The organism is Kitasatospora sp. NPDC094015, from assembly GCF_040304075.1.
In the GTDB taxonomy this organism is placed as follows: domain Bacteria; phylum Actinomycetota; class Actinomycetes; order Streptomycetales; family Streptomycetaceae; genus Kitasatospora.
In genome coordinates this window covers 17,280-44,273 of sequence record NZ_JBEOUL010000018.1, presented here as the reverse complement: position 1 = coordinate 44,273, position 26,994 = coordinate 17,280, and the positions used below count along the sequence as shown (strand labels likewise).

General features: G+C 74.7%; 23 protein-coding genes. 8 read left to right on the top strand and 15 right to left on the bottom strand.

Features of this window, described 5'->3' with window-relative positions; genetic code table 11:
* Positions 1–21 precede the first annotated feature (21 nt).
* A complete protein-coding gene (locus ABT014_RS21530) occupies positions 22–504 on the bottom strand; it encodes a hypothetical protein (RefSeq protein WP_350640614.1) in 483 nt (160 codons plus the stop codon).
* A 246-nt stretch (positions 505–750) separates the two neighbouring features.
* On the bottom strand, positions 751–1,695 hold the full coding sequence (gene miaA / locus ABT014_RS21525) for a tRNA (adenosine(37)-N6)-dimethylallyltransferase MiaA (protein ID WP_350640613.1): 945 nt from the start codon (positions 1,693–1,695) through the stop codon (positions 751–753).
* Between the two features lie 174 nt (positions 1,696–1,869).
* Between miaA and ABT014_RS21520 the strand changes: the two genes are divergently transcribed.
* The gene (locus ABT014_RS21520; protein WP_350640612.1) at positions 1,870–2,115 is read left to right on the top strand and encodes an antitoxin; all 246 of its coding nucleotides are present in this window, start codon (positions 1,870–1,872) and stop codon (positions 2,113–2,115) included.
* Positions 2,116–2,136: 21 nt separating this feature from the next.
* On the opposite strand, the gene ABT014_RS21515 is transcribed toward ABT014_RS21520, so the two are convergent.
* Positions 2,137–2,835: a class III extradiol ring-cleavage dioxygenase family protein gene (locus tag ABT014_RS21515; RefSeq protein ID WP_350640611.1), complete on the bottom strand. Its 699-nt coding sequence runs from the start codon at positions 2,833–2,835 to the stop codon at positions 2,137–2,139.
* A 60-nt stretch (positions 2,836–2,895) separates the two neighbouring features.
* Entirely contained in the window at positions 2,896–4,386 is a 1,491-nt protein-coding gene (gene miaB / locus ABT014_RS21510) for a tRNA (N6-isopentenyl adenosine(37)-C2)-methylthiotransferase MiaB (RefSeq protein WP_350640610.1), read from the bottom strand.
* Between the two features lie 73 nt (positions 4,387–4,459).
* On the opposite strand from miaB, the gene ABT014_RS21505 reads away from it, so the two are divergent.
* On the top strand, positions 4,460–5,485 hold the full coding sequence (locus ABT014_RS21505; RefSeq protein WP_350640609.1) for a TAXI family TRAP transporter solute-binding subunit: 1,026 nt from the start codon (positions 4,460–4,462) through the stop codon (positions 5,483–5,485).
* Here the strand turns inward: ABT014_RS21505 and ABT014_RS21500 are convergent.
* Together ABT014_RS21500 and ABT014_RS21495 are read right to left on the bottom strand one after the other, a co-directional pair.
* Positions 5,475–6,923 carry a sensor histidine kinase gene (locus tag ABT014_RS21500; protein ID WP_350640608.1) on the bottom strand — a complete coding sequence of 483 codons (1,449 nt, stop codon included), beginning with the start codon at positions 6,921–6,923 and terminating at the stop codon, positions 5,475–5,477. The two genes, ABT014_RS21505 and ABT014_RS21500, sit on opposite strands and share 11 nt — an antisense overlap.
* A 6-nt stretch (positions 6,924–6,929) precedes the next feature.
* On the bottom strand, positions 6,930–7,709 hold the full coding sequence (locus ABT014_RS21495) for a response regulator transcription factor (protein WP_350640607.1): 780 nt from the start codon (positions 7,707–7,709) through the stop codon (positions 6,930–6,932).
* Between the two features lie 546 nt (positions 7,710–8,255).
* On the opposite strand from ABT014_RS21495, the gene ABT014_RS21490 reads away from it, so the two are divergent.
* The 5 genes from ABT014_RS21490 (at position 8,256) to ABT014_RS21470 (ending at position 13,438) form a co-directional block, all read left to right on the top strand.
* Positions 8,256–9,029 (top strand): amino acid ABC transporter ATP-binding protein, encoded by a 774-nt coding sequence (locus ABT014_RS21490; RefSeq protein WP_502895053.1) that lies wholly within the window; start codon positions 8,256–8,258, stop codon positions 9,027–9,029.
* Between the two features lie 129 nt (positions 9,030–9,158).
* On the top strand, positions 9,159–10,061 hold the full coding sequence (locus ABT014_RS21485; protein WP_350640606.1) for a glutamate ABC transporter substrate-binding protein: 903 nt from the start codon (positions 9,159–9,161) through the stop codon (positions 10,059–10,061).
* A 106-nt stretch (positions 10,062–10,167) separates the two neighbouring features.
* A complete protein-coding gene (locus tag ABT014_RS21480) occupies positions 10,168–10,818 on the top strand; it encodes an amino acid ABC transporter permease (protein ID WP_350640605.1) in 651 nt (216 codons plus the stop codon).
* Positions 10,815–11,651 (top strand): amino acid ABC transporter permease, encoded by an 837-nt coding sequence (locus ABT014_RS21475; RefSeq protein WP_350640604.1) that lies wholly within the window; start codon positions 10,815–10,817, stop codon positions 11,649–11,651. Before ABT014_RS21480 ends, ABT014_RS21475 begins: the two co-directional genes overlap by 4 nt.
* A 110-nt stretch (positions 11,652–11,761) precedes the next feature.
* Positions 11,762–13,438: an FAD-dependent monooxygenase gene (locus ABT014_RS21470; protein WP_350640603.1), complete on the top strand. Its 1,677-nt coding sequence runs from the start codon at positions 11,762–11,764 to the stop codon at positions 13,436–13,438.
* A 33-nt stretch (positions 13,439–13,471) separates the two neighbouring features.
* On the opposite strand, the gene rny is transcribed toward ABT014_RS21470, so the two are convergent.
* The 7 genes from rny to ABT014_RS21435 all read right to left on the bottom strand — a co-directional run bounded on the left by rny (position 13,472) and on the right by ABT014_RS21435 (position 21,220).
* The gene (gene rny, locus ABT014_RS21465) at positions 13,472–14,866 is read right to left on the bottom strand and encodes a ribonuclease Y (RefSeq protein WP_350640602.1); all 1,395 of its coding nucleotides are present in this window, start codon (positions 14,864–14,866) and stop codon (positions 13,472–13,474) included.
* Positions 14,867–15,090: 224 nt separating this feature from the next.
* Positions 15,091–16,041 (bottom strand): regulatory protein RecX, encoded by a 951-nt coding sequence (locus tag ABT014_RS21460; RefSeq protein WP_350640601.1) that lies wholly within the window; start codon positions 16,039–16,041, stop codon positions 15,091–15,093.
* A 4-nt stretch (positions 16,042–16,045) separates the two neighbouring features.
* Entirely contained in the window at positions 16,046–17,140 is a 1,095-nt protein-coding gene (recA, locus tag ABT014_RS21455) for a recombinase RecA (protein WP_350640600.1), read from the bottom strand.
* Positions 17,141–17,305: 165 nt separating this feature from the next.
* Positions 17,306–18,553 carry an AI-2E family transporter gene (locus tag ABT014_RS21450; RefSeq protein ID WP_350640694.1) on the bottom strand — a complete coding sequence of 416 codons (1,248 nt, stop codon included), beginning with the start codon at positions 18,551–18,553 and terminating at the stop codon, positions 17,306–17,308.
* Positions 18,554–18,754: 201 nt separating this feature from the next.
* A complete protein-coding gene (locus tag ABT014_RS21445; protein ID WP_350640599.1) occupies positions 18,755–18,949 on the bottom strand; it encodes a DUF3046 domain-containing protein in 195 nt (64 codons plus the stop codon).
* 7 nt (positions 18,950–18,956) lie between these two features.
* On the bottom strand, positions 18,957–19,553 hold the full coding sequence (locus ABT014_RS21440) for a GNAT family N-acetyltransferase (protein ID WP_350640598.1): 597 nt from the start codon (positions 19,551–19,553) through the stop codon (positions 18,957–18,959).
* Between the two features lie 71 nt (positions 19,554–19,624).
* A complete protein-coding gene (locus ABT014_RS21435) occupies positions 19,625–21,220 on the bottom strand; it encodes a S8 family peptidase (protein ID WP_350640597.1) in 1,596 nt (531 codons plus the stop codon).
* A 244-nt stretch (positions 21,221–21,464) separates the two neighbouring features.
* Here ABT014_RS21435 and ABT014_RS21430 point away from each other — a divergent pair, with 244 nt between their 5' ends.
* Positions 21,465–26,123 carry an ATP-dependent helicase gene (locus ABT014_RS21430; RefSeq protein WP_350640596.1) on the top strand — a complete coding sequence of 1,553 codons (4,659 nt, stop codon included), beginning with the start codon at positions 21,465–21,467 and terminating at the stop codon, positions 26,121–26,123.
* Positions 26,124–26,160: 37 nt separating this feature from the next.
* On the opposite strand, the gene ABT014_RS21425 is transcribed toward ABT014_RS21430, so the two are convergent.
* Both ABT014_RS21425 and ABT014_RS21420 read right to left on the bottom strand, forming a co-directional pair.
* Positions 26,161–26,484, bottom strand: a complete 324-nt coding sequence (locus tag ABT014_RS21425) for a hypothetical protein (RefSeq protein ID WP_350640595.1) — start codon at positions 26,482–26,484, stop codon at positions 26,161–26,163.
* A 52-nt stretch (positions 26,485–26,536) separates the two neighbouring features.
* Complete coding sequence (locus ABT014_RS21420) at positions 26,537–26,905, bottom strand: helix-turn-helix domain-containing protein (RefSeq protein WP_350640594.1); 369 nt, start codon at positions 26,903–26,905, stop codon at positions 26,537–26,539.
* Positions 26,906–26,994: the final 89 nt, after the last annotated feature.

Here is a 26,994-nt window from a genome sequence, read left to right as displayed (position 1 = left end):
ACGGGGCCGGGCGCGGGGCGGTCAGCCGCGCAGCTGCACGACCCGCCAGACCGCGAGCGCCACGGCCGCGCAGGCCAGCAGGGTGTAGAGCAGGATCGCCTTCCAGCCGGCCCGCTGGCCGGCACCCCGGCGCGGCACGCCCGGCCACTTGTAGCCGACCCGGCGGGCGGCCATCGCGCCCCAGCCGACCCCGGCGGCGGTGAGCAGCAGGCCCAGCATGCCGATCATCGGGGAGGCGCGGTCGGAGCCGAAGGCCAGTGGGAAGGCGAACATCAGCGAGCCCAGGGTGGCCATCAGCACGATCGGCAGCAGCTGCCACCAGCGCAGCCGTCTACGGGGGCGGATGTCCCGCTCGTGCACCACCCCGGCGGCGGTCAGCGCGTCCAGGGCGGGCAGGGCCACGGCGTACGAGGTGGTCGGCGCGACGAGCTCGGGCAGTGCGGTGGTGACGCTCGGGGCGTCGCCGGGCAGCTGGTCGGTCTCGGGGCCGGTACCCGTGGACACGCGGCCTCCCCCTGACGCTTCGACACGAACGGACGGGTTCGCGGACGGTGAGACCGACCGGGTGCGAGCGGTCTCAGGTGCTACCGATGATGGCATGTCCAGAGTCGTCGGCAGGGCCCGGCGGGGGTCGTCGGGTGATCCGTGGCCAGGACGTGATCGGCCTGTAACCCCCGGTCGGCAGCGGATCTGCGGCTGCCGGTGCAGCTGCACGCGCCGATGGCCGGAAACCGCCCACGGGGCGCCGGATCAGGCCGCCGGCTGATCCCCGATCAGCTCCAGCGAGCGCTCCAGCAGGGCCACCGGGTCGGTGCCGGAGGGCCGGGAGAGCCAGTGGATCCGGTCGTCGCGGCGGAACCAGGACTCCTGCCGGCGGGCGAACCGCCTGGTCGCCCGGACCGTCTCGGCGCGCGCCTCGTCCTCACCGCACTCCCCCGCGAAGTGGGCCAGCACCTGCTGGTAGCCGAGCGCCCGGCCGGCCGTCCGACCCTCGCGCAGGCCGAGCTTCTCCAGCGCCCGCACCTCGTCCAGCAGGCCCGCCTGCCACATCCGGTCGACCCGCAGCGTGATCCGCTCGTCCAGCTCCGGGCGGGGCACCTGGACGCCGATCTGCACCGCGTCGTACACGGCGGTGTGGCCGGGGAGGTTGGCGGTGAACGGTGCGCCGGTGATCTCGATCACCTCGAGGGCGCGGACGATCCGCCGTCCGTTGCTCGCCAGGATGGCCTCGGCCGCCGGCGGGTCCAGCTCGGCCAGCCGGCGGTGCAGCAGGCCGCTGCCGTGCTCCGCGAGCTCCTCCTCCAGCCGGGCCCGGACCGCCGGGTCGGTGCCGGGGAACTCCATCTCGTCGATGGCGGCCCGTACGTACAGCCCGGAGCCGCCGACCAGGACGGGGGTGCGGCCGGCCGCGAGCAGCCGGTCGATCTCGGCCCGGGCCAGCCGCTGGTACTCGGCGACGCTGGCGGCCTCGGTGACGTCCCAGATGTCCAGCAGGTGGTGCGGGATCCCGCCGCGCTCGTCCGTGCCGAGCTTGGCCGTGCCGATGTCCATCCCCCGGTAGAGCTGCATCGAGTCGGTGTTGATCACCTCGCCGCCGAGGCTGCGGGCGATGGCGACCGCCAGGTCCGACTTGCCGGCGGCGGTCGCGCCGACCACCGAGACGACGCGGGGCGGGAGGGGGTGGGTACTGGTCACGGTTCCAAGTCTCGCAAAGTGCCGGCCGGGACCGGCCGCCGTACCGGCGGTTCGGGAGGTTCCGGGCTGCTATCAGGGGTTATGTCTGGTTTGGAAGGCGGGATGTCCGGGCAGGTGACGGATTCGGACCGATCGCGCCGCCGGCCCGGCGGCCGACCACAGGGAGTGCAGCGGATGAGCCTGAAGGACGACCTCAAGGTCAAGGCCGAGGAGCTGAAGGAGAAGGCGAGCCAGCTCGCCGGCAAGCACAACGAGAAGATCGACGACATGGTCGACAAGGCGGGCACCGCGGTCGACAAGGTCACCAAGCACAAGTACAGCGACCGGATCGAGAACGGCGCGGCCAAGGCGAAGCACGCCGTGGACGACTTCGCGGGCAAGCCGCAGGACGGTCCCGGGCAGGCCGAGCGCCCGAGCTGACCGCGGCGGCGGGGCCGGGCGTCAGCGCCAGGAGGCCACGAAGTAGCCGACCCCGTACGGCGCCTCGTCGTAGCGCAGCTCCCCGCCGAGCCCGGCGCCCTCGGCGGCGCCCGCCAGCACCTGCCACGGCGCCCGGCCCTCGGCCATCAGCTCGCCGGCGAGCTTGGGGTCGAGGGCCGCCAGCGCGGCGGTGTCGGCGGAGCCCAGGGCGGCGGCCACGACGGCGTCGTAGTCCTCGGCGCGCTCGTCCAGGTAGCCGGGGGCCTTCAGCGAGCGGCAGGCGCTGCCGTCGCCGAGCACCAGCAGGCCGACCCGGTCCGCGAGGTCCGCCAGGCCCTTGCCGAGGCCCAGCAGCCGCTCCGGTCCGGTGTCGGCGGGCACCGCGCAGGCGTGCGTCGGCAGCACGGCCCCGGCCTGCTCCAGCAGCCAGGCGCCGACCGTCAGCGCGGGGGTCAGCTCCGGGCCGCCCACCCCGCCCAGCGGCAGCCGGGTGGCCAGGTCGACCCCGTACCGGCGGAACGAGCCGACGCCGCCCTCCGTCCAGACCTCGGCCTCCGGGCCGGTGCCGACCACGACGACCAGCTCGGCGCCGGAGCCGAGCAGCTCCTCGACCGCCGCCAGGCAGGCCGCCCGCAGCGGCTCCAGCTCGGGTGCGGCCCCGGCGGCGACCGCCGGGACGAGCAGCGGCGGGCAGGGGCAGACGGCGGCGGCGACCAGCATGTCGATCACTCTAGCCGGGCCGTCCCCGCCCCGCCGTCGGGCCCGCTCCGCAGGGCGTGGTCAGTCGCAGCCGCAGCCGCTGCCGGCCGGCGCGGGGGCCGCCTTGGGCGCGCCGATGGTCGGCAGGCCGAGCATCACGCCGGCCGGCTTGGCGGCCGGCACGGCCTGCCGCTTCTCCCAGGCGTCGCCGGCCCGGGTGCGGCGGACGGCCAGCACCGGGCCCTCGGCGAGCAGGTGGTGCGGCGCCGCGTAGCTGATCTCCACGGTGACGACGTCGCCCGGGCGGACCGGCTCGGCGGGCCGCTCGAAGTGCACCAGCCGGTTGTCGGGGGCGCGGCCGGACAGCCGGTCGGTCTGGTTGTCCTTCTTGCCCTCGCCCTCGGCGACCAGGATCTCCAGCCGGCGGCCGACCTGCTTCTTGTTCTCCTCCCAGGAGATCTCCTCCTGGAGGGCGACCAGCCGCTCGTAGCGCTCCTGCACCACGGCCTTCGGGATCTGCCCGTCCATGTCGGCCGCGGGGGTGCCGGGCCGCTTGGAGTACTGGAAGGTGAAGGCGTTGGCGAACCGGGCCTCGCGGACCACGTGCAGGGTCTGCTCGAAGTCCTCGTCGGTCTCGCCGGGGAAGCCCACGATGATGTCGGTGGAGATGGCGGCGTCCGGCATCGCGGCGCGCACCTTCTCGATGATCCCGAGGAACCGCTCCTGCCGGTACGAGCGCCGCATCGCCTTGAGCACGGTGTCCGAGCCGGACTGCAGCGGCATGTGCAGCTGGTGCATCACGTTCGGGGTCCCGGCCATCGCGGCGATCACGTCGTCGGTGAAGTCGCGCGGGTGCGGGGAGGTGAAGCGGACCCGCTCCAGGCCCTCGATCTGCCCGCAGGCGCGCAGCAGCTTGGAGAACGCCTCCCGGTCGCCCAGGTCGGAGCCGTAGGAGTTGACGTTCTGCCCGAGCAGGGTGACCTCGACCACGCCCTCGGCGACCAGCGCCTCGACCTCGGCGAGGATGTCGCCGGGGCGGCGGTCCTCCTCCTTGCCGCGCAGCGCGGGGACGATGCAGAAGGTGCAGGTGTTGTTGCAGCCGACCGAGATCGCGACCCAGGCCGCGTAGGCGGACTCGCGGCGGGTGGGCAGCGTGGAGGGGAAGGTCTCCAGCGACTCCAGGATCTCCACCTGGGCCTGCTGTTCGACCCGGGCCCGCTCCAGCAGCGCGGGCAGGTGGCCGATGTTGTGGGTGCCGAAGACCACGTCGACCCACGGCGCCTTGCGCACGATGGTGTCGCGGTCCTTCTGGGCCAGGCAGCCGCCGACGGCGATCTGCATGCCCCGGTGGCTCTGCTTGGCGGGGGCGAGCCGGCCGAGGTTGCCGTACAGCTTGTTGTCCGCGTTCTCCCGGACGGCACAGGTGTTGAAGACCACCAGGTCGGGGTCGCCGTCCTGGTCGGCCTTGGCGTACCCGGCCTCCTCCAGCAGCCCGGACAGCCGCTCGGAGTCGTGGACGTTCATCTGGCAGCCGTACGTGACGACCTTGTAAGTTCGCAAGCTCTCCTCCATACCCACAACTGCAAGGGTAAGGGCACCGGCCCGGGCCTCCCGTCCGGCCGCCGGGCCTGGCAGTATCCCCTGCATGGCCGACACCTCGATCCCCGCCCGCGCGGGCGCCGCCGTGCGCCGGGCCGCCCGCAGCCGCCCGGTGCCGGTGGTCGTGGTGCTGCTGCTGGTCGCGGCCGGTCTGGCGGGCTGGCAGCTGTCCGCGGCCGGCTCCCCGCGGCCGGCGCCGCGGGAGGTCGGCTTCGCCACCGGCGTCCCCGGTGGCGTCTACGACCTGTACGGGCAGCTGCTGCGCGGGCAGCCGCTCGGCGCCGCCCCGGGCACCCGGCTGCGGCTGGACAACTCCGAGGGCTCGGTGGACAACCTGGAGCGGGTGGTGGCCGGCCGGGACGACTTCGCCATCTCCACCGCCGACGCGGTGACCTCCTTCGAGGGCCCCGGCAAGCCCAAGCTGCGGGCGATCGCCCGGCTCTACGACGACTACCTGCAGCTCGTGGTCCCGGCCGACTCCCCGGTGCAGAAGGTCGCCGACCTGCGCGGGCTGCGGGTCGGCGTCGGCCAGGCCAAGTCCGGGGTGAACCTGGTCACCCGGCGGCTGCTGGGCGCCGCCGGCCTGGACCCGGACCACGACATCGCGGGGGTGGGCGCGGGCGTGGTCGACGCGGCCGGCCTGCTGCAGTCCGGGCAGCTGGACGCCTTCTTCTGGTCCGGCGGCCTGCCCACCTCCGCCGTGACCAACCTGGCGGGCCGCTACCCGATCCGGATCGTGCCGCTGGCCGAGCTGGCCGAGCCGCTCCAGCGCCAGGAGGGCGGCGGCGCGGCCGCCTACCGGGCCGCCACCATCCCCGCCAACACCTACCCGGACATCCGGCCCGCCGGCACCACGGTGCCCACCGTCGCCGTCCCCAACCTGCTGGTCACCCGGGACGACGTCGACCCGGGCCTGGTGCAGGCGCTGACCAGGGCCGTGATCGACAGCCGGGACACCATCGGCGCCCAGGTGCACGCGGCGCAGCTGGTCGACCTGCGGACGGCCGTGTACACCGACCCGCTGCCGCTGCACGAGGGCGCCCGCCGGTACTACACCTCGGTCAAGCCGTGACGCCCTGACGCTTGGAGGCCCTCGGCACGGTCAGCACGACCGCGAGGCCGGTCGGCTCCACCGGCGCGAAGTCCAGCGAACCGCCGCCGGCCAGCAGCAGGGTGCGGGCGATGGACAGGCCGAGCCCGGAGCCGTCCACGTTCTGGTGCCGGGAGCTGCGCCAGAACCGGTCGCCGATCCGGTCCAGCTCCTCCGCGGTGAGGCCCGGACCCTGGTCCGCGACGGTGATCGCGACCTCCCGCTTGCCGAGCGCGATGGTGACGGTGACCGCGGAGCCGGTGGGCGCGAACTTGAGCGCGTTGTCGAGCACCGCGTCCAGCGCGCTGCCGAAGCCGATCGGGTCGGCCAGGCCGCGGGCCAGCAGCGGGGCGTCCCAGTCCAGCCGCAGACCGCGTTGCTCGGCGGTCGGCCGCCAGGCCTCCACCCGGGCCAGCACCAGGCGGTTCAGGTCGACCGGCTCCGGCTCGGGCCGGGCGTGCTCGGCGGTGGCCAGACCGAGCAGGTCGTCCAGCACCCGGGCCAGCCGGATGCCCTCCTCACGGACGGCGCCGAGCTCCGCCTCGTGGCCGTCCGGCAGCTCCAGGCCGAGCAGCTCGACCCGCAGCAGCAGCGCGGCCAACGGGTTGCGCAGCTGGTGGGAGGCGTCGGCGACGAACACCCGCTGCTGGTCCATGGCCAGCACCACGTGGTCGGCCATGTCGTTGAACGAGCGGGCCAGCCGGCGCAGCTCCGGGGGGCCGCCGCTGGGGGCGACCCGGGCGTTCATCCGGCCGGTGGCGATGTCGTGGGTGGCCCGGTCCAGGGTCCGCACCGGGCGCAGCACCCAGCCGGTGAGCAGCACCGCGAACAGCACCGCGACCGTCATCGCGAGCACCTCGCCGCCCGCGATCACCATCCACTGCTGCTGCACCCGGGCGCGCAGCGGGCCGGTCGGCGATTCGGTGATCACCACGGCGACCACGTCGCCGTCCCGGACCACCGGGAGGGCGACCGTGAGGGTCTTGCCGGTGTCCCAGGGCCAGACCTGGTCCGGGTTGTGGCTGCGCCGTCCGTCCAAGGCCTCCTGGAACGCCTCGCTGCCCGGCCCGGTGGAGACCTGCCAGCCCTGCGGCGCGACCGCGACGGCCCCGCCGTCCCGGTAGAAGATGCCGATCCGGATGCCGTAGAGCTCGTGGTAGCGGGTGACCTCGCCGATCAGCGAGCTCAGCCGGCCGGTGTCACCGGCGACCGGCTGGTAGTCGCCCTTCATCGCGGTGTTGATCCCGCCGGTGCGGCCCGGGGTGGGCAGGTCCTGGGCGAAGCGGGCGGCGTCGTCGATCCGGTCGACCACCACCTCGCTCTGCTCCGAGGCCGCGGTGAGGTAGCCCAGCGGCACCCCGAGGGCCGCCAGGACGGCGGCCATCAGGGTGAGCAGGATGCTGAGCAGGCGGGTGCGCACGGAAGGTCAGCGCCCCGTCCCGTCGTCGCCGGCACGCTCGTCCGGGCCCGGTTCGTCCGCGGGCTGGTCCTCGGCGGGCTGCTCGGGTATCAGCCGGTAGCCGACCCCGCGGACGGCCTCGACCAGGCCGGGCAGGCCGAGCTTGGTGCGCAGCGAGCCGATGTGCACCTCCAGGGTGCGGCCGTTGCCCTCCCAGCCGCTGCGCCAGACCTCGCTGAAGATCTGCTCGCGGCGGTAGACCACGCCGGGGCTCTGAGCGAGCAGCGCGAGCAGGTCGAACTCCTTGCGGGTGAGCGGCACGTCGCGGTCGTTCACGCTGACCCGGCGGCGCTCGCGGTCGATCACCACGCCGCGGGCCTCCAGCGGGCCGCGCGGCGGGTTCGGCCGGTCGGGCTCGGTCCCGGTCTGGGCGGCCGCGGTCAGGCCGCGGCGGGCCACCGCGTGGATCCGGGCGAGCAGCTCGCCCATGTCGTACGGCTTGGTGACGTAGTCGTCCGCGCCGAGGTTGAGCCCGTGGATCCGGGAGCGGATGTCGGCGCGCGCGGTCACCATGATCACCGGGACGCTGCTGGCGGCCCGGATCCGGCTGCACACCTCGAAACCGTCCCGGTCGGGCAGGCCGAGGTCGAGCAGGACCACCCGGTACGGGTCGTTGCCGTCGGGTACCAGCGCGTCCAGCGCCTCGTGCCCGCTGCGGGCGTGCCGGACCTGGAAGCCGTGCCGGCCCAGGACCGCGCTCAGCGCGGCGGCGACCCGGTCGTCGTCCTCGACGAGTAGCAGTCGCATCGCTCTCCTCTCCCTCGTGGTTCCGGTGGATGTGCCGGTCCTGCCGTGTCGGACCGGGTCGCAGTATTCTCCGGCCCCCGTCCGCCATTGTCACGGTGGTGTCGGCCACGCCCGCCCTCCGCGCGGGCGGCGGCGGGGTACGGCCGCGGCGCGGGGCGGCTCCGCCGCCGGCCCGGGGCGGCTGCGGCGCCGGCCCGGACCGCCGCCCGACCGGCCGCGCACGGACCCGCTCCGAGCGGCCGACCGGAGGGCGGGGAGCCTTCCGCGGGCCTGCTCACGGGCCGTGCCCCGGCCGGGCGGTGACCGATCCGAGCGCCGCGGTCGCACAGGGTGTGGCCGGATCGTGATCCTCAAGTTCCGCTCAGATCAGCTGACATGGCATCGTCGGCTTTCCTATGGTCACCCCACCGGGGGCCGCGGGCTCCGCCGGCTCCGGCCCCCGGTACCAGCGTCCGACGTTAGCCCGGGGCACTCCGCGCCCGGCCGACTGCGGCGCAGCCCGAGGGAGTTCACCCCCTGGGACCGGACACGAGGGAGCAAGGCGCGATGACCGAGAAGACCGTCACCGACTCCGGCGCCGGGCCGACTCCCCTGGTCGTGCTGAGCGGCGTCGACAAGCACTTCGGGGCGCTGCACGTGCTCCAGGACATCAACCTGGAGATCGCCCGCGGCGAGGTGGTCGTCCTGATCGGCCCCTCCGGTTCCGGCAAGTCGACCCTGTGCCGGACGATCAACCGGCTGGAGACCGTCGATGCGGGCACCGTCCTGATCGACGGCCGGCCGCTGCCCGCCGAGGGCAAGGAGCTGGCCCGGCTGCGCGCCGAGGTCGGCATGGTGTTCCAGAGCTTCAACCTGTTCGCGCACAAGACCGTGCTGGAGAACGTGGTGCTGGGCCAGGTCAAGGTGCGCAAGGTCGCGCGCCCCGAGGCCGAGGCGACCGCCCGCGAGCTGCTGGAGCGGGTGGGTGTCGCCGCCCAGGCCGACAAGTACCCGGCGCAGCTCTCCGGCGGCCAGCAGCAGCGGGTGGCGATCGCCCGCGCGCTGGCCATGAAGCCCAAGGTGATGCTGTTCGACGAGCCCACCTCGGCCCTCGACCCGGAGATGGTCAACGAGGTGCTGGAGGTGATGCGCTCGCTGGCCGCCGAGGGCATGACGATGGTCGTGGTCACCCACGAGATGGGCTTCGCCCGCTCCGCCGCCAACCGGGTGCTGTTCATGGCGGACGGCCGGATCGTCGAGGAGAACACGCCGGAGGCGTTCTTCACCGCCCCGCGCACCGACCGGGCGAAGGACTTCCTCTCCAAGATCCTTCACCACTGAGGCCACCGCTGAATTAGCGTCAGTGCCGACCTGGCGCGGCGGTCCGAGGGGACCCGCCGCGCCACCACGGAACTTCCCGACCCGAGCGCCCGGTTGAGCCGGAGCCAGATCCGAGGAGAACGAACCCGCATGAGGACCCGTCGTACCATCGCTGTCGCCCTGTCCGTGCTGACGCTGACGGCCGTCGCCGCCTGCGGCAAGGAGGGCTCGCCGAACGACGACGCGGCCGGCTCCGCCAAGCCCCAGCTGCCGACCTACACCGTGAAGACGGACTTCAAGCTGGAGTCCTCGCCGACCTGGGTCGAGGCCAAGAAGGCCGGCAAGCTGAAGATCGGCGCCAAGTCCGACCAGCCGTACCTGGGCTTCGAGGACGTGCAGACCGGCACCCGCAACGGCTTCGACATCGAGATCGCCAAGATGATCGCCGCCGACCTCGGGTTCACGGACAAGCAGATCGAGTGGCAGACCATCGCCTCCGCCAACCGCGAGACCTCGATCTCCACCCACGGCGTCGACTACTACGTCGGCACCTACAGCATCAACGACAAGCGCAAGGCCAGCGTCTCCTTCGCCGGCCCGTACTACATCGCCGGCCAGGACCTGCTGGTGCAGAAGGACAACACCTCGATCACCGGCCCGGAGAGCACCAAGGACAAGAACGTCTGCACGGTGACCGGCTCCACCTCGGTCGACCAGATCAAGAAGTACGGCGCCAAGGTCACCCAGTACGAGTCCTACTCGCAGTGCGTCGACAAGCTGCTCACCGACGAGATCGACGCGGTGACCACCGACGACGCGATCCTCAAGGGCTACGCGGCGAAGAACGCCGGCAAGCTCAAGGTGGTCGGCCAGCCCTTCTCCACCGAGAACTACGGCGTCGGCCTGAACAAGGACGACAAGGCGCTGCGCGACGCCATCAGCGACGCGCTCAAGGCGCACGAGGACAACGGCGACTGGAAGAAGGCGTACGACGCCACCCTGGGCCTCTCCGGCTCCGCCGCCCCGCAGGTCCCCGCCCTGCAGCGGTACTGAGCCGGCGCGCCCGCGCGCGGGCCGGCCCCCGACCCCGGGGCCGGCCCGCGCGCGGGCGCCCACCTCGGACCACCACGCAACCACCACTGAGAGGAGGGCAGCCGGCATGGGCATATTGTTCGAGGACGGCAATTTCGCGCTGTTCCGCGACGGCTTCCTGCGGACGGTCGAGCTCAGCGCGATCAGCGCGGTCCTCGCCATGCTGCTCGGCATCGTCCTGGCGGCCTTCCGGGTGTCCCCGGTCCCGGCGCTCCGCGCGTTCGGCACCGTCTGGGTCAACACCTTCCGCAACACCCCGCTGACCCTGCTGTTCTTCGCGGTGGTCTTCGGTCTCCCCCGGCTGGACGTGCACCTGGAGCCGTTCACCTTCGCCGTGCTCGCGCTCAGCGCGTACTCCGGCAGCTTCGTCTGCGAGGTGCTGCGCTCCGGGATCAACACGGTGCCGCTCGGCCAGGCCGAGGCGGCCCGCAGCCTGGGCATGAACTTCGGCCAGACGCTCGGCCTGGTGATCCTGCCGCAGGCGGTGCGCGCCGTGATGGGCCCGATGAGCTCGATCTTCATCGCCCTGCCCAGGAACTCCGCGGTCGCCGGCGCGTTCAGCGTGCCCGAGCTCTTCAACGTGCAGGCGACACTGACCGACAAGGGGTACGCCATCTTCGGGATCTTCTTCTGGATTGCGATCGCGTACCTGATCATCAGCTTCGGGGTCCAGCAGCTGTTCAGCTTCGCCGAGAAGCGGCTGGCGGTGGCCCGATGAGCACCCGCACCGCCTCCGTGCTCTACGACGCCACCGGCCCCAAGGCCAGGATGCGCTACCGCGCCTTCGGCCTGCTCTCGCTGGCCGCGATCGCCGCGCTGCTCTGGTTCGTCTACAGCCGCCTGGACGAGGCCGGCCAGTTCTCGCCCGACCTGTGGGCGCCGTTCGAGTACGCCAAGGTCCAGCAGCGCATCGTAGACGGCGTGCTGGAGACCCTGAAGGTGTTCGGCCTGGCCGCGCTCTTCTCGATCACCCTCGGCGCCCTGCTGGCCGCCGGCCGGCTCTCCGACCACCGCCCGGTCCGGGCGGTCTGCACCGCGGTCGTCCAGTTCTTCCGGGCGATGCCGCTGCTCATCATGATCTTCGCGCTGTACCGCGCGGTCTTCGGCGCCGAGCCCTTCTGGGCCCTGGTGATCGGCCTCACGCTGTACAACGGCGCGGTCCAGGCCGAGATCATCCGCTCCGGCGTCAACGCCGTCCCGCGCGGCCAGGCCGAGGCCGCGTACGCGCTCGGGCTGCGCAAGACCTCGGTGATGACGACCATCCTGGTGCCGCAGGCCGTCCGGTCGATGCTGCCGGCCATCATCGGCCAGCTGGTGGTCACCCTCAAGGACACCTCGCTGGGCTACATCATCGCCTTCCACGAGCTGCTCTACGTGGGCAAGCTGATCGCCAGCAACACCTCCACCCCGGAGGGCTACCCCTACATCCCGGTGGTGCTGGTGATCGCCCCGATCTACATCGGGCTGTGCCTGGCGCTGACCGCGCTGGCCAAGTGGATCGAGGCGCGCGGCCGTCGCGGCACGAACCGGCGCACACCTGCCGCTGCTTGACGGACACCCAGGTCATCTGTTGCATTGCTCTTCGTGACACCTCCCGGAGCCTCCCCAGCACTGAGCACCGAGTCCGGGCACCTCCGGCCGCGCCGGGCGGAGGTCCCGACGTGGACCCGGTGATCGTGGTCGGGGCCGGGCCGGTCGGCCTGGCCCTGGCCCTCGCCCTGGCCCGCAGCGAGGTGCCCAGCATCGTGCTGGACGAGGGCGCCGGGCTGTGCCCGGAGAGCCCGCGGACGGTGGTGCTCGGCAGCGACACCGCCTCCTTCCTCGGCCGGCTCGGCTACGGCCGGGCCGAGTCGGACGCCGCCCGCTGGGACGCCTTCACCGTCTGGCGCCGCCGCTCCGAGGTGCTCCGGCTGCCGCTGGACCGCTCCCCGGTGCTCCACCTCGCCCAGCACCGCCTGCAGCGCGGCCTGCGCGACGCGGTCACCGCCACCCCGCTGATCCAGCTCGTCCCGCTCAGCCGGGTGGTCGAGCTGGAACAGGACCGGGACGGCGTCGGCGTGCGCACCGAACACGTCCAGGACGGCACCAGGACCTGGTGGCGCGGCAGCCACCTGGTCGGCTGCGACGGCGCGCGCTCCACCGTCCGGCGGCTGCTCAAGATCCGCTTCCCCGGCCGGCCCGCGGTGGACCGGCACGCGATGGCCACCGTCCGGGTCGACCTCCCGTTCGCCGGCGAGGCCCGGCTGCACCGCGAGCCGCCCTGGCGCGGCGACCGCGAGGCCTGCGCCCGGCCGCTCCCGGACGGCCTGTGGCGGCTCGACTGGCGGCTGCCCCCGGGCCGGCCCCAGCCCAGCGAACCGATCGACCCGCACGCCACCTGGCCCGGCATCGTCACCGGCGACACCCTGCTCGCCCGGGTCAAGGCCACCCTCACCGGCTGGTGCGGCGAACTCCCCCGCTACGAACTGCTCGCCGCCGCCGACCACACCGCCCAGCAGCGGCTGGCCGCCCGGTTCCGCTCCGGCCGCTGCTTCCTGGCCGGCGACGCCGCCCACCTGCACGGCGCCCTCGGCATGCAGAACCTCGCCGACGGGCTGCGCGACGCCGAGAACCTGGCCTGGCGGCTCGCCCTCGCCTGGCACCTGCACGCCGGCGGCCCGCAGCCGGGCGGCTCGCTGCTGGACGGCTACGAGACCGAGCGGCGCGGCGCGGTCGGCGCCCGCCTGCGCGCGGTCGACCAGACCATGCCGCTGCTGCGCCCGCTGCGCGGCTGGCAGCAGACCCGGCGCTCGCTGCTCACCGGCTCCTTCCGCAAGCACGCACCGCTGCTCGCGGACGGGCAGCTCGGCACCGGCCGGTTCGGCGGCGCGCCGGCGTACCCCGCGGCGCCCTCCGGGGTGCCGGGCCGGGTTCCGGTGCAGCGCGGTCCGGGGCGCGGCACCTCGCTCACCGAGAGCCTGCCCGCCACCGCGCCCGGGGTGCTGGTGCCCGACCTGCCGGTGGTCACCATGGACGGCGCGGCCGACCAGCTGCGCGCCCGGCTCGGCGGCGGTTTCCTGCTGCTGCTGGTGGCACCCGGCACTGCCGTCTGGTCCTCGCAGCACTGGCTCGGGGCCGGTCTGATGCCCCGGCTGGCCGAGGTCGCGACCGCGCTGCCGGTGCCGGCCGAGGTGCTGGTCACCGAGCAGTACCCGGGCGCCGACCCGCACACCGTGCTGCTGATCCGCCCGGACGGCCACCTGGTCGGCACCACCCAGGGCTGCCGCGCCGACGCGCTGCAGGCGCTCGCCGACGGCGCCCGCGGCGGCCCCGCCTCGCTGGCGGGCGCGGACAGCTGAGCCGCCGGCGGGTGGCGGCCCGGCCGCCACCCGTCAGCGGGCGAACTCGGTCGCCCGGCTCTCCCGCACCACCGTGATCCGGATCTGCCCCGGGTAGGTCAGCTCCTCCCGCACCTGCCGGGCCACCTCGCGCGCGATCACCTGCGCCCGCAGGTCGTCCACCACCTCGGGCTGCACCATCACCCGCACCTCGCGCCCCGCCTGCATCGCGAACACCTTCGAGACGCCGTCGTGGCCGAGCGCGATCTCCTCCAGCCGCTCCAGGCGCCGCACGTAGGTCTCCACCGACTCCCGGCGGGCGCCCGGCCGGCCGCCCGAGCAGGCGTCGGCTGCCTGCACCAGCACCGCCTCCACCGTGCCGGGCTCCACCTCGCCGTGGTGCGCCTCGATCGCGTGCACCACCTCGGGCGACTCCCCGTGCCGCCGGGCGAACTCGGCGCCGACGGCCGCGTGGCTGCCCGCCACCTCGTGGCTGAGCGCCTTCCCGATGTCGTGCAGCAGGGCCGCCCGCCGCACCAGGCCCTGGTGCACCCCCAGTTCGGCCGCCATCATCCCGGCCAGCTGCGCGGACTCCACCAGGTGCCCCAGCACGTTCTGCCCGTACGAGGTCCGGTAGCGCAGCGTCCCCAGCGCGCGCACCAGCTCCGGGGCCATCTCGTCCAGGTGGACGGCCAGCAGGGCGTCCTCGCCCGCCCGCAGGCAGAGCCGCTCGATCTCGGCCCGGCTGCGCTCGTGGACCTCCTCGATCCGGGCCGGCTGGATCCGGCCGTCCCCGACCAGCACCTCCAGGGTCAGCCGCGCGGCCTCCCGGCGGACCGGGTCGAAGCAGGAGAGCTGGACCACCCCGGGGGTGTCGTCCACGATCAGGTTGACCCCGGTGACGGTCTCGAACGCCCGGATGTTGCGCCCCTCGCGGCCGATCACCCGGCCCTTCATGTCCTCGTTGGGCAGCCGGAAGACGGTGGTGACCGACTCGGCGGTCTGCTCCGCCGCCAGCCGCTGCACCGAGACGGCGATGATCTCCCGGGCCCGCAGCTCGCCCTCGGCCCTGGCCTGCCGCTCCAGCTCCCGGACGGTCACCGCGGCCTCCCGCCGGGCGTCCGCCTCCAGCTCGCCGATCAGCTCCGCCCTGGCCTGGCGCGCCGTCAGCCCGGCGGCCCGCTCCAGCGCCTGCCGCTGCCCGGTCTCCAGCTCGCGCAGCTCCGCCTGGGCCACCACCAGCTCGGCCGAACGGGACGCGAACTCGTCCTCCTGGAGGTGCAGGCGCCGCAGTTCGGCCGCCAGCCGCTCCTCGCGCCGGTCGAGCTCGGCCCGGCGCTGGCGCAGCATCAGCCAGCCGGCCGCCAGCACCAGCCCGAGGGCCAGGGCCAGCACCAGGCCGGCCACCAGCATGACGGGCCCCGAACCGGCTTCAGTCGCGATCGTCATCCGACCCACTCCCCCGTCCCTGCGCACACACTGCCGTGGCGGCGGTGAGGGACCGACCGGGGGCCCGCGGGGCGGGCTGCTGCACGGAACCGACTCCGGCCGAGGACGTGCCCAGCACGTCATCGGCATGATCGGAATGATCCCTCACTGCTTGCGAGGCTAGGCGCAGGTTACGAAACGGTCAAGATGCGATCGAGAGTTGACTTCGGCGACCTGAGCCGACGTCACCAGCCGCCGTGCTCCCCGTCGTCCCCCGCGCCGTCCCGCGCCGCGTCGGCGAAGCCCCCGGCGCCGCCCGACCCCTCCTCGGCCAGCGCCGCCAGGACCACCCGGAACGCCAGCCCCTCCGGATATCCGCGCCGCGCCAGCATGGCGACCAGCCGCCTGATCCGGGCCTGCCGCTCCACCCCCCGGGTGGAACGCAGCTTGCGGTCGACCAGGGCGCGCGCCGCGTCGGTCTCGTCCTCGTCGTCCACCTGGGCCACGGCCCGCTCGACCAGCTCGCCGGCCACCCCCTTGGTACGGAGTTCCTGGGCGAGCGCGCGCCGTCCGCGGCGGCCCTGCCGGGCATCGACCCAGGCCTCGGCGAAGGCGCCGTCGTCGATCAGCCCGACCTCCTCGAAGCGGTCGAGCACCAGCTCGGCCACCTCCTCGGGGATCTCCCGCCGGAGCAGCGCGTCCCCCAGCTGCTTGCGGGTCTTGGCGGCGCCGGTGAGCAGGCGCAGGCAGATCTCGCGGGCCCGGGTCTCCGGGTCCGCGGATTCGGCCGGATCGGCCGCCGGGCCGGCGGCCGCCCGCTCCTGACGCCGCTCCGAGCGGCGCTGCCGGCGTGCGTCGGCCGCCGGCACCGGCTCCGCCGGGACGCCGGAATCCTCCGTGCCCGGGCCGCCGGCCTCCTCGGCGAGCGCGCTGCGGCGACGCCGACGCCCGCCGGGCAGCTGCGAGGCGGGCGTCAACTCCGAGAGGTCGAACTCCCGCCCCGGCCCGGAAGCGGGCTCGGCAGCGGACCCGGGGCCGGGCTCGCGCCGCGGCGCGGAGGAAGGCTCCCGCGCCGAGGCAGGCTCCGACTCGGCGCCGGGCTCCGGCTCGGCGACGGCGGCGAACCAGTCGGGCGGCCCCCAGTCACCGGGTGCCTCGGAGCGGCCCGGTGACCGGTCGTCGGGGTGGTACGTCAACGGCTCAGGCCTTGGCCGCCGCCGTCTTCTTCGCCGCGGCCTTGGCGGGCGCGGCGGCCGGGGCCTCGACGGCCGCCGCCGGTGCGCCCTCCGAGGTCTCGGTCTTCGGGCCGATGCCGAGCTTGCCCTTGATCTTGGCCTCGATCTCGTCCGCCAGCTGCGGGTTGTCCCGCAGGAAGTTGCGGGCGTTCTCCTTGCCCTGGCCGAGCTGGTCGCCCTCGTAGGTGTACCAGGCGCCCGACTTGCGGATGAAGCCGTGCTCCACGCCCATGTCGATCAGACCGCCCTCGCGGCTGATGCCGATGCCGTAGAGGATGTCGAACTCGGCCTGCTTGAACGGGGAGGCGACCTTGTTCTTGACCACCTTGACGCGGGTGCGGTTGCCGACCGCCTCGGTGCCGTCCTTCAGGGTCTCGATCCGGCGGATGTCGAGCCGGACCGAGGCGTAGAACTTCAGCGCGCGGCCACCGGTGGTGGTCTCGGGCGAGCCGAACATCACGCCGATCTTCTCGCGCAGCTGGTTGATGAAGACCGCGGTGGTGTTCGACTGGTTCAGCGCACCGGCGATCTTGCGCAGCGCCTGGCTCATCAGGCGGGCCTGCAGACCCACGTGCGAGTCGCCCATCTCGCCCTCGATCTCCGCGCGCGGCACGAGCGCCGCCACCGAGTCGATGATGATCAGGTCGACCGCGCCGGAGCGGATCAGCATGTCGGTGATCTCGAGCGCCTGCTCACCGGTGTCCGGCTGGCTGACCAGCAGCGAGTCGGTGTCCACGCCGAGCTTGCGGGCGTAGTCCGGGTCGAGCGCGTGCTCCGCGTCGACGAAGGCGACCGTGCCGCCCAGGCGCTGCGCGTTGGCCGCCAGGTGCAGGGTCAGGGTGGTCTTGCCCGAGGACTCCGGGCCGTAGATCTCCACCACGCGGCCGCGCGGGATGCCGCCGACACCGAGCGCGACGTCCAGCGCGGTCGATCCGGTGGGGATCACGTCGATCGGCGTCCGCGCCTGGTCGCCGAGGCGCATCACCGAGCCCTTGCCGAACTGCCGCTCGATCTGGGCGAGCGCGTTCTCAAGAGCCTTCTCGCGGTCCGTTGCTGCCATGGCTTCCACCCTCGGGTTCTGTGCTGTGCGCTTCATCGTCCTCGACGCTAGCGCGTCCCACCGACAATCGGCCCCGATCGGGCTCCGCCTGTGGAAAACTCGTCGCCCCTCGAGTATAGGGAACGAATGTTCGATTCACGTCGGCCCCCCAGGCACCGGCTCCGCCTACGACCTGTCCTCCGCCGGCCGCCCCGCTCCGTCCTCCCCGTGGCGCGGGTCGGGCAGCGGCTCGGACGGCTGCGCCGGCGCGGGCAGCGGCTCCCCGGCGCCCGGCCGGCCCGGCCCGTCCTCCACCTCCGGCGCGCCCACCATCCGGCGCAGCCGGCGCGCCGCCAGCCGGCGGCGCTCCCGCCAGGCCACCCCCCGGTCGATCCGCGGGTCGGTGGTCACCTCGTACCGGCGCACGTAGGTGCCGACGAACCCCTGCAGGGTGGCGGCGGCCGGGATCGCGATCAACGCCCCGACCGCGCCGAGCAGCGCCGCCCCCGCGATCACCGAGCCGAAGGCCACCGCCGGGTGCACGTCCACCGTCCGCGCGGTGATCCGCGGGTGCAGCAGGTAGTTCTCGATCTGCTGGTAGACGATCACGAAGGCCAGCACCCAGATGGCGTCCGAGGGCTGCACGGTCAGCGCCACCAGGACCGGGAGCGCGCCCGCGATGTAGGTGCCGATGGTCGGCACGAACTGCGACATCACACCGACCCAGACGCCCAGCGCCACCGCGTACGGCAGGCCGAGGATCTGGAACATGATCCAGTGCGCCACCGTGGACACCAGGGCCAGCAGGGCCCGGGAGTAGAGGTAGCCACCGGTCTTGGCGAGCGCGATCTCCCAGGCCCGGAGCACCTCGCCCTGCTTGTCCGGCGGCAGCAGCGAGCAGACCGTGCGGCGCACCCGCGGGCCGTCGGCGGTGAAGTAGAAGGTGAACAGCCCGACCGTGAACGCCTGGAACAGCCCGCCGATCACCGTGCTGGAGACGCCCCAGACGTTGTCGGCGGCCTGCTGGGCGTACTTCTCGATGGTGCCGGAGTCGGTCAGCACCTGGTGCTGGAGCTGGTCCAGGGACAGGTGCTGGTGGAAGGTCCGGTTGATCCAGCCGATCAGGTTGTCCAGCAGGTGCGGCAGCCGGCCGGCGACCTGGGTGACCTGGTCCACCAGCAGGGTGCCGAGCGCCGCGAGGAAGCCCGCGACGGCCACCGCCAGACCGATGAAGACCAGGAAGGTGCCGAGCCCCCGGCGCACCCCGCGGGCCGCCATCCGGTCGACCGCGGGCTCCATCGCCAGCGAGAGGAAGAAGGCCACCAGCAGCATCACGAACAGGTCGATCAGCTGGTGGAAGGCCCAGTCGGCGAGTTGGAAGAGCCCGACCAGCACCAGGGCGAGCACCATCGCCTTCGGCAGCCATCTGGGCATCGCCCCGCCGGTCAGCCTGGTACGGCCTGCGGGGGCCTGCTGCGCAGGCGTCGGATCCGGGTTCTGCGGGAGTTCTGAGCTGCTGGCCACCCGAACAGTCTCACCCATCGACCGGCCGGAACCGGGTCCCCGGCCGCCCGGAGCGTCGGCGGGCCGGGCCCGGACCGCCCTCGCCGGCCCGACCGTCCGCGCCCGCTCCGATCAGCGCAGTTGCGCCGGGACCCCCTGGGTCTGGCAGACCACCCGCCAGACGTCCTTGGCCTCCCAGCCGGCCGCCAGCGCCTGTTCGACCGTCCGCCCACCGAGTTCGCTCATCACGTGGTCGCGGGCGAACGACGTGGCGTAGCCCTCGCCGAAGTGCGCGGACATCCGTCGCCAGAACTCGGTCAGCCTCATGCCCCCATTATCCCGGAGCCCCCGGCCGTCCGACCGGGCCGGCGGCGCCTGCGGCGGGCAGGTCCGCGCGCTCCAGCGCGTACTCGACCTCGCCGTGCTCGGCCCCTTCGATCGGCTCCGGCCAGTCCTGGTGGAAGGTGCGGACCAGCCGCAGGCCGGCCTTCTCCATCACCCACCGCGAGCCGAGGTTGACCGCCATCGTGACGGCGATCACCCGCTCGACCCCGAGCTCGGCGAAGCCCCGCCGGACCAGCGCCCGCGCCCCCTCGGTGGCGTACCCACGCCCCCAGGCGGCCCGCCGCAGCCGGTAGCCGAGCTCGACCTCCCCGGGCGGCCCGCCGGGGAGCGGGCGGAACTCGAACCAGCCGAGGAAGGCGCCGTCCGCGCGCCCGTACGCGGCGAAGTGCCCGAACGAGGGGTGCCGGCGGTAGCCGTCCAGGTAACCCGGCAGCACCTCCCGCTCCACCGCCTCGCGCCCGGTGGCCCGGCCCCCGGTCAGGAAGCGCATCACCTCGGGGTCGGAGTCCAGGTCCACCAGCAGCTCGGTGTCGGCGGCGGTGAACGGGCGCAGCTCCAGCCGCGCGGTGGTCAGGTAGCTGGTCACCGGACGATCCTGCCCGGCCCGCCCGCCCGGCGCCTCCGGTTTTGCCCAGGGTCGGGTCGGTCGGGGCCGGTCTAGTCGGGCAGCACCAGCACCCCGGCGCCGTAGTACTCCCGGTAGGCCGGGTCCGAGCAGACGGCGGCGGTGCGCTGGCAGCCGGCCGCCGCCGCACCGGTCAGCCGGTCGATCACCTGCTGCGGCCCCCAGTCCGGGTGCACGGCGGAGGTGACCGCCACCGCCCCGGTGACGTGGGCCGCCGACATCGAGGTGCCGGCGAGCGCCGCGTACGTGCCGCCGGGCCAGTCCGAGACGACCGCACCCTGCGCCCCGCTGTCCGGGTCCCCGCCCGGGGCGGCGATGGAGATCCGGCCGCGCCCGTAGTTGGAGTAGCCGGCCGGCAGGCCGCGGCGGTCGACCGCGCTCACCGTCAGCACGCCCGGGAGTTCACCGGGCAGCCGGACGCACTCGGTGCCCAGCAGCCGGTCCTGGGCCGGTCCGGTCAGCCGGTCGTTGGGGCTGCGCCGGTCCGGTCGGGTGCTCCCGAGGTCCTGGCCGTCGTTGCCGGCGGAGGCCACCACCACGGCGCCCTGCCGCTGGGCGTAGGCCACCGCCCGGCCGACCGCGGCGATCAGCGCCGCCTGGTCCGGGTCCTCGGGGCAGTTGTACTTCCACGGGTCGGCGAAGTAGCTGTCGTTGACGGCCTTCGCGCCGTGGTCGGCCGACCAGAGCATGCCGCAGACGATGTTCTCCGCGTAGTACTGGCCGAGCGGGCCGAGCAGCCGGACGGCGGCGATCCGGACCCCGGGGGCGACGCCGGTGACGCCGTGCCCGTCCCGGGCGGCGCCGACGATGCCCGCCACGTGGGTGCCGTGCCCGCTCTCGGTCACCCCCGGGTCGGGGCGCCAGGCCCCGTACCGGGCGTCCGGCCGTCCGTCGGCGCATGAGGCGGAGGCGCCCGGGTCGACGGCGGAGCGCAGGTCCGGGTGGGTGTCGTCGACCCCGGAGTCCAGCACCGAGACCAGGACGCCGTGCAGGGCCTGGGTGGAGGGCAGCGGGGGCGCGCCGGGCGTACGGGCGGTGGTGGCGGCCAGTCCGGGGGCGCGCAGCAGGGCGGCGAAGCGGGTGGGCGCCTCGGTGGCGCCGATCATGGCGAGGTTCCAGTCGCTCTGCTCGGCCGGGTCGGGCACGGTCGCCGTGGAGTCGTCGGCCCGCTCCGCGCTCCCGGTGGCGTCCGGGCCGGAGGCGCCGTCCGGGCGGGACACGCTGTCGGCGCTGTCGGCGGCCGGACGGAAGTCGCCGATGCCGTCCACCGGCCGGGGCGGGCCCGGTACCGGGGCCGTCCGGGTGGCGCCGACCGCGGCTATCCCCGGGCGCCCGCGCAGCCGTTCGGCGAACGCGCCGGTGGCGTACGCGAGCACCGCGCCGATCTGCGGGTAGTCCTGCACCACCTGCCCGCCGGCCGCGCGGGCCTGGTCGGCGGCCAGGGCGGCGCCGTCCGCGTCCTGGCGCTCGGCCAGCACCAGGTAGCTGAGGTAGCCGCCGGCCGACCCGGCCACGTACGGCACGGCGCCGCCGAGCAGCACCGCGGTCACCAGCATGGCCAGCAGGATGCGGGCCGGGCCGCGGCGACGCCGGGCGGGATCCGGACCGGCCGGGCTCACCTGCTCCATCGTGCGGTCTCCGCTCGTCGGACCGGTCCGCGGGGGATCCGGGGATGACCCGGGCGGGCCGGGAGACCCCGACCCACCGCCTGAATCATCACCATATGGTCAGAATGTCTGACTTTGCCCGCCGGATTGCACCCACCGCCGCACGCCCGCCGCAGGCCGCCGGATCCCCGCCGCCCGCCCGCCACGAGCCCGCCCCGGCACCCGTACACCCCCGGCTGTCAGTACCGGCGTGCACCATGGGGGCATGGCGCCCCACCACGACCCAGCGGCCCCGGACGACCCGCTGGCCGGCTTCGCCCCGGCCACCCGGGCCTGGTTCACCGGCGCCTTCGACGCCCCGACCGAGGCGCAGAGCCGGGCCTGGGCCGCGATCGGGCAGCGCACCGACGTCCTGGTGGTCGCCCCCACCGGCTCCGGCAAGACCCTGGCCGCGTTCCTGTCCGCCCTGGACCGCCTCAGCAGCACCCCGCCCCCGGCCGACCCCAAGCGCCGCTGCCGGGTGCTCTACATCTCGCCGCTCAAGGCCCTCGCGGTCGACGTCGAGCGCAACCTGCGCGGCCCGCTGGCGGGCCTGCGCCAGGCCTCCGTGCGGCTCGGCCTGCCCGAGCCCGAGGTCGAGGTGGCGATCCGCTCCGGCGACACCCCCGCCGCCGACCGGCGCCGCTTCACCACCCACCCGCCGGACATCCTGATCACCACCCCCGAGTCGCTCTTCCTGCTGCTCACCAGCGCCGCCCGGGACGCGCTGCGCGGCATCGACACGGTGATCCTGGACGAGGTGCACGCCGTCGCCGGCACCAAGCGCGGCGCACACCTCGCCCTCAGCCTGGAGCGGCTGGACGAGCTGCTGGAGCAGCCGGCCCGGCGGATCGGCCTGTCCGCCACCGTCCGCCCGGTCGAGGAGGTGGCCCGCTACCTCAGCCCGCAGCGCGGCGCGGCGATCGTCCAACCGCCCTCGGCCAAGGTGTTCGACCTCTCCGTCGTGGTCCCGGTCGCCGACCTGGACGAACTCCCCACCGGCGCCGAGGACCCGGCCCGCGCCGGCGGCCCGCCCGGCCAGGGCGGCGCCTCGATCTGGCCGCACGTCGAGGAGCGGATCGTCGACCTGGTCCAGGCCCACCGCTCCACCATCGTGTTCGCCAACTCCCGCCGGCTCGCCGAGCGCCTGTGCAACCGGCTGAACGAGATCGCCCTCGAACGCGCCACCGGCGCCGCGCTGCCCGCCGCGCACGCCCCCGCCCAGCTGATGGGCGGTTCCGGCGCGGCCGCCGGCGCGCCGCCGGTGCTCGCCCGGGCACACCACGGCTCGGTCTCCAAGGAGCAGCGCGCCCAGGTCGAGGATGAGCTCAAGGCCGGCCGGCTGCCCGCCGTGGTGGCCACCTCCAGCCTGGAGCTGGGCATCGACATGGGCGCCGTGGAGCTGGTGGTCCAGGTCGAGTCGCCGCCCTCGGTCGCCTCCGGCCTGCAGCGGGTCGGCCGGGCCGGCCACCAGGTCGGCGCCGTCTCCACCGGCGTGTTCTTCCCCAAGTACCGCGGCGACCTGGTGCAGTCCGCGGTGGTCACCGAGCGGATGCGGGAGGGCCGGATCGAGGCCCTGCGGATCCCGCGCAACCCGCTCGACGTGCTCGCCCAGCAGCTGGTCGCGATCACCGCCCTGGACACCTGGGACGTCGACGAGCTGCTCACCGTGGTCCGCCGGGCCGCCCCGTTCGCCACCCTCCCGCAGTCCGCCTTCGACGCCGTGCTGGACATGCTCGCCGGGCGCTACCCCTCGGACGCCTTCGCCGAACTGCGGCCCCGGCTGGTCTGGGACCGGGTGGCCGGCACGGTCACCGGACGCCCCGGCGCCCAGCGGCTCGCCGTCACCTCCGGCGGCACCATCCCCGACCGCGGCCTGTTCGGCGTCTTCATCGCCGGCACGGACCCGAAGAAGGGCGGCGGCCGGGTCGGCGAGCTCGACGAGGAGATGGTCTACGAGTCCCGGGTCGGCGACGTCTTCACCCTCGGCACCACCTCCTGGCGGATCGAGGAGATCACCCACGACAAGGTGCTGGTCACCCCGGCGCCGGGCATCCCCGGCCGGCTCCCGTTCTGGAAGGGCGACACCCTCGGCCGACCGCTGGAACTCGGCCGGGCGCTCGGCGCCTTCGTCCGCGAGCTGGGCACCCTCACCCCCGAGGCCGCCACCGAACGCCTGAAGGCGGCGGGCCTGGACGACTGGGCGGCGGGCAACCTGCTGCGCTACCTCGCCGAGCAGCGCACCGCCTGCGGCCACCTCCCGGACGACCGCACCATCGTGGTCGAGCGCTTCCGCGACGAGCTGGGCGACTGGCGGATCGTCATCCACTCGCCCTTCGGCGCCCAGGTGCACGCGCCCTGGGCGCTGGCCGTCGGCGCCCGGCTGCGCGAGAAGCACGGCCTGGACCCGCAGGTCATGCACGCCGACGACGGCATCGTGCTCCGCCTGCCCGACGCCGACCTGCTCGACTTCCCCACCGACCGCCCGGTCACCGAGGAGGCCCCGGTCGGCGCCGACGCGGTCCTGTTCGACCGGGCCGAGATCGAGCAGATCGTCACCGACCAGGTCGGCGGCTCCGCGCTGTTCGCCTCCCGCTTCCGCGAGTGCGCCGGCCGCGCCCTGCTGCTCCCGCGCCGCAGCCCCGGCCGGCGCACCCCGCTCTGGCAGCAGCGCCAGCGCGCCTCCCAACTGCTGGAGGTGGCCTCCGAGTACGGCTCGTTCCCGATCGTGCTGGAGGCCGTCCGGGAGTGCCTGCAGGACGTGTTCGACGTACCGGGCCTGACCGAGCTGATGGGCGACCTGGAGTCCCGGGCGGTCCGGCTGGTCGAGGTCACCACCCCGGAGCCGTCGCCGTTCGCCCGCTCGCTGCTGTTCGGCTACGTCGCCCAGTTCCTCTACGAGGGCGACTCCCCGCTCGCCGAGCGCCGGGCCGCCGCACTGTCGCTGGACTCCCGGCTGCTCTCCGAGCTGCTCGGCCAGGCCGAGCTGCGCGAGCTGCTGGACCCGGCGGTGCTGGCCGAGCTCGAGGCCGAGCTCCAACGCCTCACCCCGGAGCGGCGGATCAAGGACGCCGAGGGCGTCGCCGACGCCCTGCGGCTGCTGGGCCCGCTCGGCGAGGCCGAACTGACCGCCCGCGGCGCCGAGCCGCTCTGGGCACTGGAGCTGGAGGCCGCCCGCCGGGTGATCCAGGTCCGGATCGGCGGCGAGCAGCGCTGGTCCGCGATCGAGGACGCCGGACGGCTGCGCGACGCGCTCGGCACCCCGCTGCCGGTCGGCGTGCCCGAGGCCTTCACCGAGCCGGTCAAGGACCCGCTCGGCGACCTGCTGGCCCGCTACGCGCGCACCCACGGCCCGTTCACCGCCGCCGAGGCGGCCGGCCGGTTCGGCCTGGGCACCGCCGTGGTGGTCGGCACCCTGCACCGGCTGACGGCCGCCGGGCGGCTGGTCCAGGGCGAGTTCCGCCCGGTGGAGGGCCACACCGCGACCGTCGAGTGGTGCGACGCCGAGGTGCTGCGCCGGTTGCGGCGGCGCTCGCTGGCCGCGCTGCGGCACGAGGTGGAGCCCGTCCCGCCGCGCGCGCTGGCCGCGTTCCTCCCGCAGTGGCAGCACCTGGCGGGCCACCGCCTGCGCGGCCCGGACGGCCTGCTGCGGGTGGTCGAGCAGCTCCAGGGCACCGCGCTGCCCGCCTCGGCGCTGGAGAAGCTGGTCCTGCCGGCCCGGCTGGCCGACTACACCCCCGGCCTGCTGGACGAGCTGATGGCCGCCGGCGAGATCGGCTGGTCCGGCGCCGGCGCCCTGCCCGGCAAGGACGGCTGGATCGGCCTGCACCTACCGCAGGACGCCCACCTGATCCGCCCCGAGCCGGTGCCGCCCGCGCTCACCCCGGTCCACACCGCCCTGCTGGACGCGCTGGCGGGCGGCTACGGCCTGTTCTTCCGCCAGCTGGCCGAGCGCACCCCGGACACCCCCGAGGCCGAGCTGGTCGAGGCCCTGTGGGACCTGCTCTGGGCCGGGTACGTCACCAACGACACCCTCGCCCCGCTGCGCGCCCTGCTCGGCTCGGGCCGGACGGCCGGCGCCACCGCCCACCGGGCGCCCCGGTCCACCCCGCGCGGCCGCTACGGCGGCGCCGGGCGGGCGCTCGGCCGCCCCGGCACGCTCCGCTCCGGGCCACCCACCACGGTCGGGCGCTGGTCGCTGCTGCCGGAGTACGGCACCGAGCCCACCGCCCGGGCCGCCGCCCAGGCCCAGGGCCTGCTGGACCGGCACGGCATCCTCACCCGCGGCGCGGTGGCGGCCGAGCGGGTGCCGGGCGGTTTCGCCGGGGTCTACCGGGTGCTGTCCGCCTTCGAGGAGCGCGGCCGGGCCCGCCGCGGCTACTTCGTGGAGGGCCTGGGCGGGGCGCAGTTCGCGATGGACGGCGCGGCCGACCGGCTGCGCTCGGTGAGCGGACGGCTGGAGCGGCTGTCGGCCGCCGAATGGCCCTCGGCCGCCCCGGCGGAGCCGCCGACGGTCCTGGTGCTGGCCGCGGCCGACCCGGCCAACGCCTACGGCGCCGCACTGCCCTGGCCCGAGCCGCCCTCCACCGGGGAGCGCCCGGCGGGCGCCACCGCCCACCGGCCGGGCCGCAAGGCCGGAGCGCTGGTGGTCCTGGTGGACGGCGAGCTGAAGCTGTACGTGGAGCGCGGCGGCAAGTCGCTGCTCGCCTGGGGCGGGAGCGTGCCCGCGATGGCGGCCCTGGGCGAGGCCGTACGGGCGGGGGCGCTGGGCAGCGTGACGGTGGAGCGGGCGAACGGGGAGCCGGCGCTCACCTCACCGCTCGGCAAGGCGCTGGAGGAGGCGGGCTTCCACCCCACCCCGCGCGGGTACCGGCTGCGCGGCTGAGCCGGGCGGCGCCGGCCGGTCGATTCCTGCGAGTCCGTCAGGTCCCGGCGGATCCGTCCGCCGCGGGGGCGAACTCGGCCGCGGGATCCTCGGCCTCAGCGGGCGGGTGCCCGGGCGGCGGGCGCCGGCGTACCCGGGTCGGGTGACGGTTGCTGTGCACGGGCACCAGACCGAGGCCCCAGCCGCCGGCCAGCATGCCCAGTGCGGCGCCACCGACCCCGACGGCGCCGCCGGTCAGCAGCAGCCAGCACACCAGGGCCGGGATCAGCAGCAGCGCGGCCCACCGGGGACCGCGCCGTCCGGCCGTGCGCCGGAGTACCGCCTCAGCGGCGGCCTCGGCCGCCGACCACGCTCTGCGCACTCCGGTCTCCTTCGCTCGGCCCCGCGCGGTGCGCGAGGAGGGCGAGACCGGGTCAGGCCGCTACCACGTCCATGGCGGCGGCCTTGGGCGCGATGGCGGACCGGTCGACCCCGGGCGCCGGCAGCGACACCGGTTCGAGGACCGGCCTCAACAGGTCACCCTCCGAGAGGGTGGCCATCGCCGCAAGTTCGGCGAGCGAGAGCTCGTCGCTGACCTCGCGCATGACCTCCGACATCCGGACGTCCAGTGCGTCGCAGATGGCGGACAGCAACTCGGAGGAGGCTTCCTTCTGCCCCCGCTCCACCTCGGAGAGATAGCCGAGCGAAACCCTGGCAGCTGCCGACACCTCGCGAAGTGTGCGGCCCTGGCGCTGGCGCTGCCGACGCAGCACATCGCCCAGCAGGCGACGGAGCAGGATCATCGGTGCCTCCCTCCTCGGACTGCGAATCGAGATGTCACGCCCCCACCGTACCGCCTTGCCCGCATCGTGTGCGGGGACCATGGTCGTGT